Here is a 14,020-nt window from a genome sequence, read left to right on the forward strand (position 1 = left end):
GCGGCTACGATTTTTAGTTGCCAGATTGCCTATGCCCAATTTTTCCCCAACAAGGTTATATTTTATTTTTATCTGTTGCATCGCCCTGGCCGGGCGGCCGCTGGCGAGCGCGGGCCAGTCGGGCCCGGCCGTGAGCGGCACCGTGGCCGACAGTGCGGGGGTCCCCGTGGAGTTTGCCACCGTCACGCTGCACCGCGCCACCGATTCGGTAGTGGTGAAGGCAGAGTTTACCGGGGCCCAGGGCACTTTCCGGCTGGCGGCGGCGGGCGGGCGCTACCGGGTGTCGGTGGCGCAAGTGGGGTTCCGGCACCGCTGGAGCCCGGTGTTTGAGCTGACAGCCGCGGGCCTCACGCTGGCGCCGCTGGTACTAGCCCACAGCGCCAGCACGGCCCTGAAGGAGGTGTCCGTGACGGCCGCCCGGCCGCTGTATGAGCACCTGGCCGACCGCACCGTGCTGCACGTGGAAAACAGCCCGCTGGCCGCCGGTGCCACTACGCTCGACCTGCTGGGCCGGGCCCCGGGCGTGACGGTGGATGCGGGCGACAACTTGGGCCTACGCGGCCGCCAGGGCCTGCTGGTGCTGCTCGACGGCAAGCGCCTGGCCCTGACCGGCACCGAGCTGGGCGACCTGCTGCGGGCCCTGCCCGCCGAGCAGGTGAGCACCATCGAGCTGATTACCAACCCGCCCGCCAGCTACGACGCCCAGGGCGCGGCCGGCGTCATCGCCATTACCCTCAAAAAAGACCAGCGCCTGGGCACCAACGGCAGCCTGAACGCCGCCTACGGCCGCGGCGAATACGGCAAGTTCACGGGCGGCGGGGCCCTGAACTACCGCCAGAAGAAGTTCAACGCCTTCGGCAACTACGCCTACACCGACCGGCGCGGCTTTACGCGGGTTGATATTGAGCGGCAATTTGCGCCGGCCGGAGGCCCCGGCAGCAGCAGCATGCAGGCCAACGACCTGGTGAACCACTTGCAGTCGCACGCCTACAAAGCTGGGGTCGACTACAATTTTTCGGCCCGTACCCTGGTGGGCGTGGCCGCCAGCGGCCTAGCCAACCAGCTCCGCAGCACCAACCAAAACCAGACGAGCCAGTACGACGACGCGGGCGCGCTCGCCAGCCGCTACCACTCGGTCATTACCCAGGACGTGCACCGGCCCAACGCCACGCTGAACGCGAACCTACGCCACACCTTTGCCGATTCAGCCGGGGCCGCTACGCTCTCGGCCGATGCCGACTACGCCCGCTACGACACCCGCCGGCTCACCGGCCTGGCCACGGCCTACGACCAGCCCAGCGGGGCCCCGGGCCTACTCGCTGGCAACCAGCAAAGTACCCTCTACATCGAATCGGTGAAGGCCGACTACACCCGGCCCCTGCCCCACCGCGTGCGCCTGGAGGCCGGAGCCAAGACCACGCGCGTGCGCTCGGACAACGACGTGGCGTTTGACCGCACGCAGAACGGCGTCACGGCGCGGGACCTGGCCATTTCCGGCGCATTTCGCTACGACGAAAACGTGAACGCTGCCTACGGCATCCTACGCCGCGCCGGGGCACGCACGGCCCTGCAAGCCGGCCTACGCGCCGAGCAAACCAACACGCTGGGCCGCTCAGCCAACGGCGCCGACCGCTTCGAGCGCCACTACTTCCAACTTTTTCCGAGCATATCGGTGGAGCACACGCTGAGCGAACAGCACGCGCTGAGCCTGGCCCTGGGTCGCCGCATCGAGCGCCCCAACTACAGCCAGGTGAACCCATTGCGCGTCTACATCGACCCTACCTCGTACGGCGCGGGTAACCCCACCCTGTTGCCCGCCACCAGCTACAACGCCGAGCTGACCCACACCTTTCGCCAGAAGTTCAGCACCAGCCTCAGCTACAGCCGCACCGACCGGCCCATCGTCATCCAGGTGCAGCCCGCGCCCGATGGCAACTTGCTGGTGGTGAGCCGTAATGTGAACCTGGCCGTGCAGCACAACTACGCCCTCACCTTTACCGCGCCACTCACGCTAGCCCCGTGGTGGACGTTTTACGGCAACGCCGTGCTCTACTACGCCCGCTTCGTGGGGGGCCCCGCGGGGGGGCCGCCCGTTAACCGCCGGCCGGCCTTCACCTTCACCGGCAGCAACACGTTTGCCCTGCCCGGCGGCTGGGCGGGCGAGCTAAACGCGAACTTTGAGACCGGCGAAACCTTTGGTTACGAGCGGCTAAAGTACCGCGGCCAAGTGACGGCCGGCGTGCAGAAAAGCCTGTGGGCCAAGCAGGCCACGCTGCGCCTGACCGTGGCCGACATTTTCTACACCACGCCCGTCCGCTCGACCCAGACGTACGCCAATTTCTCGGAAACCTTCTTCCAGCGGCAAGATATGCGGGTGGCCACGCTGGCCTTCACTTACCGCTTCGGGCGCACCACGGTGGCCGGGGCCCGCAAGCGCGCCGCTGGCGCCGAGGACGAGCTGCGCCGCGCTGCCGGCCAGTAGCCGCGGGGCCCGGGGCGAAAAGAGTAGGGCCCCGGGACAACCCCGGCGAGGGGCCGGTTGTTGCGGGAGCAATATCTTCGCTGCGTTAACCAGCATTCCAATCCTTCCTCCCATGAAAATATCGCACCTGGCCGCGGGCCTCAGCGGCTCCGAAATCATTAAAATCGGCAACGAGGTGAGCGAGATGGTACGCCAGGGCGCGACCATTTGCAACCTCACCATCGGCGACTTCGACCCCGCGCTGTTCCCGATTCCCGAGGGCTTGCAGGAAGGCATCATCACCGCCTACCAGCAGCACCAAACCAACTACCCGCCCGCGCCCGGCATTGCCGAGCTGCGCCTGGCGGCGGCCGATTTTGTGCACCAGCGGCAGGGCCTAACCTACACGCCGGCCGAGTTTTTGGTGGCTGGGGGTTCGCGGCCGCTCATTTACGCTGCCTACCGGGCCCTGGTGGACCCCGGCGACCGGGTGGTGTTCCCGGTACCGTCGTGGAACAACAACCACTACTGCCACCTCACCGGGGCCACGCCCGTGGCCGTGCCCACTAGCCCCGAGGCCGATTTCATGCCCACCGCCGCCGACCTGGCCCCCCACTTGGCCGGGGCCACGCTGCTGGCCCTGTGCTCGCCGCTGAACCCCACAGGCACGGTGTTCACCAAGGCCGCGCTGGAGGAAATCTGCGACCTGGTGCTGCTGGAAAACCAAAGCAGGGGCCCCAACGAAAAGCCGCTCTACATCCTCTACGACCAAATTTACTGGCTACTGACCTTCGGCGAAACCGAGCACTTCGACCCCGTGAGCCTGCGCCCCGCCCTGCGCGAGTACGTGCTCTACATCGACGGCCTCTCCAAGTGCTTCGCCGCCACCGGCGTGCGCGTGGGCTACGCCTTCGGCCCCGCCTTGGTCATCGACCAGATGAAGTCCATCCTGGGCCACGTAGGGGCCTGGGCCCCCAAGGCCGAGCAGGTAGCCGCCGCCAAATTCCTGCCCCAGGCCGGGGCCGTCGATGCCTTCCTCGACGGTTTCAAGGCCGGCTTGCAACGCAGCCTGCAAACCCTCTACGATGGCCTGGGGGCCCTGGAAGCCCAGGGCTACCCTGTGGCCGCCATCGCGCCGGCCGGGGCCATCTACCTCACCGTTCGCATCGAAGCCGTGGGCCGCACCACGCCCACCGGCCAGGTGCTGGCCACTACCAAAGACGTGGCGTCGTACCTCATCCAGGCCGCCGGGCTGGCAATGGTACCGTTCAGCGCCTTTGGGGCCGAAACCACCGACCCGTGGTTCCGCCTTTCGGTCGGCGCCGAGTCGACAGCTTCCATTGAAGCGGCGCTGGTGCGCCTACCGGCCGCCCTGGACGCGCTGGGCGTGCGCGAGCCCGTGGCGCAGTAACGCGGACTTTGCTGTAATGCGGACTTTAGCTTCGCTGACCTTTGGTTGTAGTCCGCGTCACTTGCTTCGTCCTACCAATTATTGGGCAGCGACCGGGCAGCGACGCGGACTACAAACGAAGGTCAGCGAAGCTAAAGTCCGCGCTACAAGTTTACAGGCGCACGGTACCGGTTTGACGAATGTCGCGCGAGGAGCTGCCCACCAGCAGGTCGAACTTGCCGGGGGCCAGCACCCACTGCTTTTTGCCTTCGTCGTAGTACTTGAACGATTCGGCGGGCAAAGCCAGAGTTACGGTTTTGGTTTCGCCGGGCTTGAGGAAGACCTTTTCGAAAGACTTCAGCTCCTTCTCAGGGCGCTTGACAGCGGCGTGGCCGTCGTGCACGTAGAGCTGCACCACTTCGGCACCGGCCACCCGGCCGTTGTTGGTCACGCTCAGCTTCACGGTGGCGCTTTGCGGGCCGGGCGTCACGGTTAGGGGCCCGTACTTGAAGGTGGTGTAGCTCAGGCCGTAGCCGAAGGGGTACTGCGGCGCTACTTTATAGGTGTCGTAGTAGCGGTAGCCCACGAAAATATCGTCCTTGTACACCACTTTCAGCGGCTGGCCGGGGCTGCTGGGGTACTCGCCCAGCACGGCGGTGGGAGAGTCCTCCAGCTTCACGGGGAAGGTGAGGGGCAGTTTGCCCGAGAAGTTCACGTCGCCGAACAGCAGGTGGGCCAGGGCGTTGCCGCCTTCCATGCCGGGGTACCAGGCTTCCACCAGGGCCTTGGTCTGGCTTACCCAGGGCGACACGTCGATGGGGCCGCCGCCGAGCAGTACTACCACAGTGTTGGGGTTGGCGGCCAGTACGGCCTTCACCAGCTCGTCCTGGCCGAAGGGCAGGTGCAGGTCAGGCTTGTCCACGGCTTCGGAATCGTAGGCATTATCGCCCCACTTCTTGTAGTCGTAACCGTGGAAGGAGCCGCCCACGTAAACCACCACTTCGGCCGCTTTGGCCGCGGCCACCGCTTCGGCAATTAGAACAGGGTCTGGCTTTTGGTCTTTCGCAATTTTGTAGCCCGGCGCATAGGTGATGGCAACTTGGCTGCCCAACTCGTTCTTGAGGCCCTGCAAAGCGGTGATTTCGTACTTGGCCTGGAGCTGCGCGCTGCCACCACCACCGGCGTTTTCGCGGGTAGCATTGGCTCCGATGACGGCCACCGTTTTCACGGTCTTCTTCAGCGGCAGGAAATTTCCGTCGTTCTTGAGTAGCACGATACCTTCTTCCGCCACCTTGAGGGCGGTGGCCTGGTGAGCCTTGGTATTGTGGGAGCCGGGTTGGCGCTTGGCGCCGCCAAGCATGTGCGTGGCGTACATCACCCGCAGGATGCGGCGCACCTTATCGTCGACCAGTGGCACGAGGGTGGGGTCCTTTTCCACGGCGGTCAGGGCCGCGTCGGCTAGGTAAAACCGGTCGTAGATGGCTTTGTTGAAGACTGGCTTAAAGTGTTCCACCGTCTGCGCCGTGCTTTTGTAGGCAATGGCCAGGTCAGTTCCCATTTCCAGGTCGGTACCGTTACGCAGCGCATTTTGGGTATTGTGGACCGAGCCCCAGTCGCTCATCACCAGCCCCTTGAAACCCCATTCCTTTTTCAGGATGTCGTTCATCAGGTAGGCGTTTTCGGTGGCGTAGGTACCCCGGAACTTGTTGTAGGAGCCCATGAGCGAGTACACCCCGCCCTGCTGCACGGCGGCCTTGAAGCCCGGCAAATAGATTTCGCGCAGTGCCCGCTCACTCATCTCCACATCGACGTCGTCGCGGTGGGTTTCCTGGTTATTAGCTGCGTAGTGCTTCACGCAGGCAGATACGCCCTGGTCCTGCACGCCGCGGATGTAGCCCACCACCATCTTCGACACCAGGTAGGGGTCTTCGCTGAGGTACTCGAAGTTGCGGCCGTTGAGCGGTGCGCGGATGATGTTGATGCCCGGCCCCAGAATAATGTCTTTGCCCCGGAAGTTGGCCTCGCTACCCAGCACCGTGCCGTAGGCGTAGCCCAGGGCGGGGTTCCAGGTGGCGGCCAGGGTATTGTTGGTGGGCAGGTAGGTGCCGGCGTTGTCGGGAGCGTCCACGGCTTTCCAGTCGCGGCCCTGCTCGGGGCGCACGCCGTGGGGCCCGTCCGAGGTCATGATTTCGGGGATGTTCAGGCGCGGCACACCGCCGGCGGCGAAGGCCGAGTTGGCGTGAATCATATGCACCTTCTCCTCAAGCGTCAACTTTTTGAGCAGGGCGTCGATTTCGACCTCGTGGCCCAGCAGAGCCTGCTGGGCGTTGGCCACGGGCTTGGCGGCGGGGGCCCCAGGCTTTTTGGTTTGGGCCGAAGCCGCGCCGGCGGTGGCACAAAACAGTGCTGCGGCCACCAGGGCCTGGGCGCGAATGGAAAAAGGAAGCATTGTGAAGTAGGAATAAGGAAAACTGACCGCGCTGGGGTCCCAGCGCAGCCTTTGGCAAGAGGTTAATTCATTCTAACGTAGGACTTACGCAAACGCGAGCGAAGGCTGGCGTAATTCATGTCGCATATACTCATCCAAAAAGCCTTGTTTGAGCTGATAGACGGTTTGTTTGGTTTGGTAGGCGGCTTGTTTAAGGCAGGTCCAAGCGCGCACGGCCAGGGCAATATGATTGCGCTGACTGCGGGCCAGCCGGCACTGGCAGGCCTGCACGCCGGTGAGTTGCTTGAGTTCGCGGTGAAACTGCTCAATCGTCCAGCGGACGCTGCTTTCGTGTTCGGCAGCGGCCGTGTGCAAGGGCTCAACCTCGTTGGTGAGGAGGTAGTCCGTCCGGTGGGTGGACACCAGTACGCGGAAGAGTTTCAGTTTGCAATCTTTGGGCATGCCCTTCACTTTCAGGATTTTGCCAGCTTCTACTTCGGCGGCCGACCAGCACAGGCAGGCCACGGGCTGGTAGGGCTGCTGGCCGCCGGAATCATCGACGAGCCGGTTGCTTTTCAGCGGGCAGTAAAATGTTTTGCCTTCGTCCAGCAGCCACTTGAACAGGGCCGTGGTGGCGTACCAGCTATCCATGAGCACCGTGCGGTATGGGATACTGCGCGGGGCCAATTGCCCGAGCATGTCGGCCACATGGTCGAGCTTGGTCTTGCCGTCGGTGTCGGGGGCGAAAAGGCGGTAGTCAATGAGCCAGAACTGGTCGGTTTCGGGGTTGACGTACACACACGTCACCAGGCCGATGCCGGCAATCACGCCGTGGGCGTTGCCGCTGTACTGGCGGCGTACGAGTTCGATGCGCCGGCTGTGGTGCTTGTCGAGCACCGTGTCGTCAAACAGGACGTAGCCCCGCGCGCTGAGCATCACCTGTGGGCGTACTTGCTGCCAGAGCTGGCGGGGGGTGAAACGCCGGGTTTTGAGAAAATAGCGCACGTTGTCGTGCGAGAGGCCCTCCAGATGCTCGGCCAGATACGTCCCCGTGTAGTTGACCTGGCTGCTCACCAAAAACTGCCCGTACAGTTGTGCCGTCACTTTCATGGCTTTTCCTTTCAAGTTACACTTTTTGCGTAAGTCCTATAACGGTTAAGGTACGGCCGGCGTACGGCACAGTTTGGGCCGGGGCCGCGTCGGGAGCCCAGGCGGTGGGCTGGTCTTTGCGCACCCACACCACCCGGAAGCTGCGTTGGGCCGCCATGCCGGGCAAGATACCTCGCCGGGCCCCAATGGTCAGGGTTTTGGCGCCTTCGTCGTAGCTGAGCGGGATGTTGGCGAAGGTACCCTTCTCGTGTTGTAGTTGACACTTTCGTCCTCTTAAAGCGTGAAGGCGGCGTTTTTTCCCGTGCACACGTGCAGTGTGATGGGGTCGGTGGGCTTCTCGGCGGCGTACTGCACGGCCGGGCCGGAGGGCAGAATCGGGCCCTCGCGCACGTAAAGCGGCATGCGCTCCAGGGGCGCGTCGGCCGTCAGGGCCTGGCCGCCGGGCAGGTACTTGCCCGAGTAGAAATCGAACCAGCCCGTGGTGGCTGGCAGGTACAGCTTGCGGTTGCGGGCCTTGTAATCGGTCACCGGGTTCACGAGCAGGCTGGGGCCGAACATGAACTGGTCGGCAATGTTGCGCACGGCCGGATCGGCGTTGAAGTCGAGCACCAGCCCGCACATCAGCGTCGAATTCTAGATGTATAGTCCCAAAGTGTGGTGGTGTAGTTTCGGGGGTGAAATTTCGGCAAGCTTTACGGCACAAATACGCCACGGCAGCGCCCGTACAACTGCGGCAGTTCGGGCCGCTATCCAACGTAGTCAGGAAAGCTTGCAAACGCTCGCCAACCGCCACGGGGTCAACCCCAAAACCGTAGCCAAGTGGCGTAAGCGCCCCACGACGACGGATGCCCCGATGGGCCCTAAGCCGGTTTCGACCGTGCTTACGGCCGAAGAGGAAGCCATTGCCATGGCTTTTCGCCAGCACACGCTGCTGCCGCTCGATGACTGCCTGTACGCCTTACAGGCCACCACCCCCCACCTTTCCCGCTCGGCGTTGCACCGCTGTTTTCAGCGCCACGGCAGCAGCCGACTACCGCTGCCAGACGACGAGGGGGCGCCGCCGGGGGAAAAAAGTTTACGGATTACCCCATTGGGCACTTACACGTTGATTTTGCCGAGGTTCGTACTGAAGAGGGCAAGCGCTACCGCCCACATGCTTGACGCGCATTCTTATCGCGATTGACCGCACCAGTAAAGTAGCCTTTGCCGAGCTGCCCCCGCGCGCTACGCGGATGATAGCGGCTGGATTCCTGCGTCAGGTACTGAATAAATTGCCCTGCAAGGCGCACAAAGTCCTGACCGATAATGGGGTGAAATTCACGGCGCAGCCCCACCAGGTGCTGCCCGGTGGGCATCGCTTCGACCGGGTCTGCGCCGGGTACGGCGTTGAGCACCGCCGCACCAAACCGGCCCACCCCTGAACGAACGGGCAGGTCGAATCGCCGTGGAACTCATCGAGAAAACCGAAGCCGTGGTGGACCCGAAAACACAGAAAACCAAAACCAAAAGCAGGTACACGAAGAACGAGTACCTGCGGGCGATACTGCGCGTGGCCCAACAGCAGGTGGCCTACCGCTACCTGTTGGCCGATAGCTGGTACGCCTCGGCCGAGAAGCTGAATACCGTGCTCGAATTAGGCCACGACTTCGTGGTGGCCCTTGAATCCTCCCGCACGGTGGCGCGGAGCGAAGCCGAGCGGGCCCAAGGCCGGTTTCAGGCCGTCGATACCCTTGTTTTTCCGGATGAGCAGCCCCTGCGCGTCTTCTTGCGGTCCATCCCCCAGGCGGTACTCGTGAGCCGACAAGTCTTCACAAACAGAGATGGTAGCCAGGGAATCCTATATCTGGTCAGCAGCGATACGAGCCTGAACCAAGCCCAACTCACGACGATTTACCAAAGACGGCGGAAAGTCGAAGAATATCACAAATCGCTCAAACAGAACGCGTCAATGGGCAAAACGCCGGACACACAGGCCAATCATTTCTTTGCCGCTATTCTGGCTTACACCAAGTTAGAAGTGCTCAAACTCCGGCACGGCCTGGGGCATTTTCGCTTGAAAGCAAAACTCTATTTAGCCGGGCTGAAAGCCATGCATCAGGAATTAGCCCATTTCACCGCGTAACATCAGTTAATTAGATAACAGGTAACGTACTGAAAAATTGAGCATGTAGCTTGGCCTTTATAGTCCGAGCGTGAGCGCAGCGAACACCTTGCGCTTGCAATCGTTTCATCCTGCCTGCTCGCTGCGCTCGCACTCAGACTACAGAGTCTGAGCTACACAAGTAAAAAGCCGCTTCAAATAATCGAAGCGGCTTTTGTTTGGGCAAATAATTAGAGCCCCAGGGCCCTACAAATGGTCGAGTCGACCGCCGTCGACCAGTAGCTCGGAGCCTTGCACAAATTCAGCGTCGTCGGAGGCCAGGAAGGCGATGGCAGCGGCCACGTTTTCAGGTTTGCCCACGTCGCTGGGGTTGATTTTTTCGACGCCGCTTTTCACGTTTGGGTTGTTCCAAAGCATGGGCGTATCGATGGCACCTGGTATTACGGCGTTGATTCGCAGGCCTTTGGGGGCCCCCTCAATGGCCGCCGAGCGTGTGAGCGATAGCACGGCCGCCTTGGCCGCCGCATAGGGCGCCACCAGCGCCTCGGTGGCAATGGCGTGGATGCTGGCCACGTTCACGACCGCGCCGCCGGGCTTCATGTGCAGAAATGCTTGCTTGGTAAAGTAAAATGCGCCCAGCAAATCCACGTTCAGCACCCGCAGCCAATCCTCGCCGGTCAGCTCTTCGAGGGCCTTGAACTGCATCAGGCCGGCGTTGTTCACCACCACGTCGAGGCGGCCGAATTTGGCCAGCGTGGCCTGCACGGTGGCCTCTACCTGGCCTTCATCGGCCACGTTGCAGGGGCTGGCCAATACATCGGGGGCCCCGGCGGCCTGCACCTCGGGCACGGCCGCATCAAGGCTGGCCTGGTTGAAGTCGGCCAGCACAATGCGGGCCCCTTCGGAGGCCAGGCGCTTGGCAGTGGCCAAGCCGATGCCACCGGCCCCACCGGTGATAATCACTACTTTATTCTGGAAGCGCATGGGATGGAAGGGAAACTAGTGGGCCCCTTGCAGCGGGGTATCGCCGGCAGCAATGGCCGGGTCTTGCTCGGCCGTTTGGGCATCGGCTTGCTTTTGCTGAACCCAGGCCTGATTGCTCTGGTTAGGCATCACGATGGGCAGCTGCAGGGCCAGGCTCTGGGCGGGCAGCACCCGCTTCCACTGGCTGATGAGCTTCTTATAGGCCTCGCCCACGGGCCGGATGTTGCGCTGTAAGTCGTAGAGGCCCAGCGGGTTCACGGTGCCGTTGTTTTCGCGCAGGGCTGTGTCCCAGTCCACCTGGTCGATGAGCGAGTACCAGGTAAAGCCCAGCACGGGCACGCCGTCGTTGCGCACGCGCAGCACGTTGGCCCACTCCTTCCAAAGCCAGTTCACGGCCTCATCGCCCCGGGGGCCCTGCCAGAGGTTGGTTTCGGTGTGCATCACGGGCAGGCGGTAGCGGTCGTAGTACTGGGTGGTAATGGTATGATAGCCAAATATTTCGCCCGCCGCGGTGGTGGTGCCATCGGCGCGCACGCGGTGCTCGTTGGTCTGGTAATAATCGTTGCCCATGATGCACTGGTGCTTGCGATTATTTTTCAGAAAGAAGTGGTACTCGTCGCGGGTCATGCCGTTGTCGAGCAGGTACTCGTACATATCCGAGTCCACGCGGCGGCCGTAGTTCAGGTCCAGCGACAGGAACCGCTTGGCGTTCAGCAGCTCGGCGGGCTTGATGGCGGCCGGGTTTTCAGCGTGGAAATACTCGCTCGATTCGCTCTGGATGAAAAGGGCATCGGGCCGCACCGCCGAGATGGCGTGCATGGCCAGCACGTTGGCCTTTACCAAGTACTTAAGGGCCGTCACGAAGGCTTGGTCGCTGGCCAGCTGCTCGTTCCACCAGCCGTAGAGGGCCGAAAATTCGGCGCAGACGTACATTTCGTTCACCGGCGTGTAGAGCTGCACCCACGGGAAACGCTGCGCAAACGCCCCCGCATAATCGGCGAACAGCTTGGGGAAATCGGGGTTTTGGAAGTTGCCCAGCCAGTCGGGGACCCCGAAGTGGCACAAATCCACGATGGGCACGATGTTGCGCCGGCGCAGGTCCTGGAACGTGGCGTCGGCAAATGACCAGTCGTAGCGGTGGGGGCCCGTCCAGGTGGTGTGCAACGGGGGCCCACAGCGCAGAAACTCAATACCCAATTCCTGCACCAGGTCAAAATCCTTTTGCCAGTGCTGGTAATGGCCGCATTTTTCCAACTCGTCGACGCGCAGCTTGCCGTTGTGGATGGTGGGGTTGCTGTTTTCGATGCCGGTGGCAAAGAGGAATTGGGGAGCGGCCATTGAAGCAAACTAGGGTAGGAACCGAGTGCTAGTGGTCTGACAACTTAGTTTCGTCAGTTTTTTTGGTTAATTAAAGCTTATTCGGCGTAGTTAGCGAGTTTCGCGTGGACAGGTGCGCGATAGGCGCGGTGCGGGCTGCGCACGCGCAGGTTGTGCAGCCCACAGGCCACGACCATGACCGTATCGCGCACCCATTCGCCGCGCAAGCGGATAGTGCCCTGCACCATGTGCAGGCGCTTGATACCGCTGTGCGCGTGTTCGATAACGACGCGCAACGGACTCAGCAACTGGTTATACAGCTTTTGGGCAAACGTCAACTCCCGCTTCGGCGGCTTCTTGTGGGGCATCTCCACCACGACCCCGGTCGGGGCGTGGCCCAGCAAGCCCAAATCCTGCCGTAACACGCAGCCCGCCGGTAGGTGCAGCGCGTACTCGTCGGCCAGTTTTTTGTCGTGCGCTCGCCCGCTTTCCGTAGCCGAGAGAAAATGCACGTACTGCGTGGAATCGCATAAGGTCATGTTTTTCACGCGGTGCGCTTTTTTTTGGCGCTGTACTCCTCGGCCTGGGCCTCCCGGTCCGTGTTACGTGGTACGCCCCGCTCGACCCCGTCGTAGGCAAAGACCGGCTCCGGGTGGTTAGCCAGGCGCTGAGCCAACTCGCCGCCGTCGCGCACGGGCAGCAGCCCGCGCCGGGCCAGCACCTGGTTGAGCACGCCCAGCAGGGCGGTAGCCAAGTGGCTGACGCGCGCTTGCGAAATGCCAAAGCTGGCGGCCTGGTGCTCTTGCAAGGCGTTGCTTTTGAGGTAGGTGAGCAGAAAAAAGAGCTTTATATCGCTGCCCGCCAGCACGGCGTTGGCCCGCTCGCGGTGGGCGGGGAACGCCCGTTTGGTTCCTTCCAGGGTGTGGTAGCGGTGGTGGCGCTCCCAGGCCGGGGCAAAGTCGGTCAGCAAGTCGTCAAACTCCGCCGCTCGCAAGCTGGTTAGGGCCAGAAACTGGCGGGGCCGCTCGCGCAAACTCAGGTAATCCATAGCCAAATTTACGCCTCGCCTACGGGCAGTAACTTAACACACACTTCCGAATTAGCTTTATTCAGCGTATCTGTTTTTCAACTTATCGCGGGCCTTTTTGGTGGTGAAGGACCAATTGACTTTGGTGGCGGCGGCGTTGCGCTTGGCTTGCCAGGCCAATGCCTCTTGTTCGAGTCGTTGCTGGGTGGCGATACGCTGGGCCAGGCACTGGCGGGAGAGGGCGGCAAATTCGATTTCCGCCATGTTGAGCCAGGAGCCGTGCTTGGGCGTGTAGTGGAATTCGAGGGTGTGGCGCAGGTAGCGGGCCGTCTCGAGGGGTAGGTGTTCGTAAAAGGCCCCGTAGGTGTGGGTGCTGTAATTGTCTTGCACGAGCTGGATTTTGGCCGCCTCGGGGTAGTGGGTTTGCACGAGCCAGTCCATAAAACGGGCGTAATCGCCCTTATTTTTGGTCGTCGTCACCTGCAAGTGGCGCTGACCTGTGTCGATGTTATAAGCCAGCAGCACGTTGCAGACGCCTTTTCGCACGTACTCCTGGTGTTCTTTTTGGGTCGCGTTGGGCTTGGGCGGCAGCGGCGTAAGCACGTGGTCGAGCAGTTGGCAGGGCCGCTCGTCGAAACACAGGCGCACCACGCCCGCTGCGGCCGGGGCGCTGTAGACGTCGAGCACGTCCTCCAGATTGGCCAGGTATTCGCCCGTGATGGTGCCAATGCACCACATTTCTTTTAGCCAGGGCTTGAGGTGGCTTTTTTTAACACCTGGCGAATCGTTTCCTTGGAAACGGCCGGTCCGTAGTCGAGGCAGACGAGGGTTTCGTTGAGCAGCGAGAGCGTCCAACGGGCCGCGCCGGTCGGCAATTCACTGCACGCCAGACTGGTGATACGCGCTTCCAGGGCGGGCGTCACCTTCGGCGGTTGCCCGCTGCGCGGGCGCTCTTCCAGCGCCTGGGCCAGCCCCCCGGCCAGGTAGCGGCGCTTGAGGCGGTAGTACTGGGTGGTGGAAATGCCCCCTTCGGCCTGCACGGCGGCGGCTCCTTTGCCGCTGCTCATGGCCAGCAGGGCCCGGGCGCGCGCGATTTTGCGGCTCTTGTGGGTGCCTTTTTTGACAATCGCCTGCAATTTGGCGGCATCGGCAGGCGGTAGATTGACGGGTTTGGCGAGGCGGGGCATTAGCGAAAAACGGAT

The 14,020-nt window shown here is 62.5% G+C and carries 12 protein-coding genes and 2 pseudogenes; 4 read left to right on the plus strand and 10 right to left on the minus strand.

All coding sequences use genetic code 11. The features are described 5' to 3' along the window. Window positions 1–31 precede the first annotated feature (31 nt). Window positions 32–2,482: an outer membrane beta-barrel protein gene (locus DDQ68_RS06165; protein WP_109655521.1), complete on the plus strand. Its 2,451-nt coding sequence runs from the start codon at window positions 32–34 to the stop codon at window positions 2,480–2,482. Window positions 2,483–2,594: 112 nt separating this feature from the next. Beyond that, complete coding sequence (locus tag DDQ68_RS06170; RefSeq protein WP_109655522.1) at window positions 2,595–3,872, plus strand: pyridoxal phosphate-dependent aminotransferase; 1,278 nt, start codon at window positions 2,595–2,597, stop codon at window positions 3,870–3,872. 151 nt (window positions 3,873–4,023) lie between these two features. On the opposite strand, the gene DDQ68_RS06175 is transcribed toward DDQ68_RS06170, so the two are convergent. From DDQ68_RS06175 to DDQ68_RS06185, 4 genes are all read right to left on the minus strand, one after another. Further along, the gene (locus DDQ68_RS06175) at window positions 4,024–6,300 is read right to left on the minus strand and encodes a glycoside hydrolase family 3 C-terminal domain-containing protein (RefSeq protein ID WP_109655523.1); all 2,277 of its coding nucleotides are present in this window, start codon (window positions 6,298–6,300) and stop codon (window positions 4,024–4,026) included. Between the two features lie 84 nt (window positions 6,301–6,384). Further along, complete coding sequence (locus DDQ68_RS06180; protein WP_109654788.1) at window positions 6,385–7,389, minus strand: IS701 family transposase; 1,005 nt, start codon at window positions 7,387–7,389, stop codon at window positions 6,385–6,387. Window positions 7,390–7,405: 16 nt separating this feature from the next. Further along, on the minus strand, window positions 7,406–7,696 hold the full coding sequence (locus DDQ68_RS22640; protein WP_162549646.1) for a DUF5110 domain-containing protein: 291 nt from the start codon (window positions 7,694–7,696) through the stop codon (window positions 7,406–7,408). Further along, the gene (locus DDQ68_RS06185; RefSeq protein ID WP_109655524.1) at window positions 7,663–8,010 is read right to left on the minus strand and encodes a glycoside hydrolase family 31 family protein; all 348 of its coding nucleotides are present in this window, start codon (window positions 8,008–8,010) and stop codon (window positions 7,663–7,665) included. Before DDQ68_RS06185 ends, DDQ68_RS22640 begins: the two co-directional genes overlap by 34 nt. Before the next feature lie 16 nt (window positions 8,011–8,026). Between DDQ68_RS06185 and DDQ68_RS23740 the strand changes: the two are divergent. Both DDQ68_RS23740 and DDQ68_RS06195 read left to right on the plus strand, forming a co-directional pair. Further along, window positions 8,027–8,807 (plus strand): annotated as a pseudogene (locus tag DDQ68_RS23740) (DDE-type integrase/transposase/recombinase); the annotation flags it as partial. A gap of 20 nt (window positions 8,808–8,827) precedes the next feature. Beyond that, window positions 8,828–9,511, plus strand: a pseudogene (locus DDQ68_RS06195) (transposase); the annotation flags it as partial. Window positions 9,512–9,736: 225 nt separating this feature from the next. On the opposite strand, the gene DDQ68_RS06200 reads toward DDQ68_RS06195, so the two are convergent. The 6 genes from DDQ68_RS06200 to DDQ68_RS06225 form a co-directional block, all read right to left on the minus strand. After that, window positions 9,737–10,474: an SDR family NAD(P)-dependent oxidoreductase gene (locus DDQ68_RS06200; protein ID WP_109655527.1), complete on the minus strand. Its 738-nt coding sequence runs from the start codon at window positions 10,472–10,474 to the stop codon at window positions 9,737–9,739. 15 nt (window positions 10,475–10,489) lie between these two features. Beyond that, window positions 10,490–11,812 (minus strand): family 1 glycosylhydrolase, encoded by a 1,323-nt coding sequence (locus DDQ68_RS06205; RefSeq protein ID WP_109655528.1) that lies wholly within the window; start codon window positions 11,810–11,812, stop codon window positions 10,490–10,492. A gap of 77 nt (window positions 11,813–11,889) precedes the next feature. Next, on the minus strand, window positions 11,890–12,330 hold the full coding sequence (locus tag DDQ68_RS06210; protein WP_109654769.1) for a transposase family protein: 441 nt from the start codon (window positions 12,328–12,330) through the stop codon (window positions 11,890–11,892). 5 nt (window positions 12,331–12,335) lie between these two features. Then, window positions 12,336–12,839 carry a transposase family protein gene (locus DDQ68_RS06215; protein ID WP_109654390.1) on the minus strand — a complete coding sequence of 168 codons (504 nt, stop codon included), beginning with the start codon at window positions 12,837–12,839 and terminating at the stop codon, window positions 12,336–12,338. 57 nt (window positions 12,840–12,896) lie between these two features. After that, entirely contained in the window at window positions 12,897–13,556 is a 660-nt protein-coding gene (locus tag DDQ68_RS06220) for an IS630 family transposase (protein ID WP_109655529.1), read from the minus strand. Between the two features lie 5 nt (window positions 13,557–13,561). Continuing rightward, the gene (locus DDQ68_RS06225; RefSeq protein WP_162549856.1) at window positions 13,562–14,005 is read right to left on the minus strand and encodes a helix-turn-helix domain-containing protein; all 444 of its coding nucleotides are present in this window, start codon (window positions 14,003–14,005) and stop codon (window positions 13,562–13,564) included. Between the last annotated feature and the right edge of the window lie 15 nt (window positions 14,006–14,020).

Source organism: Hymenobacter nivis, assembly GCF_003149515.1.
In the GTDB taxonomy this organism is placed as follows: Bacteria; Bacteroidota; Bacteroidia; order Cytophagales; family Hymenobacteraceae; genus Hymenobacter; species Hymenobacter nivis.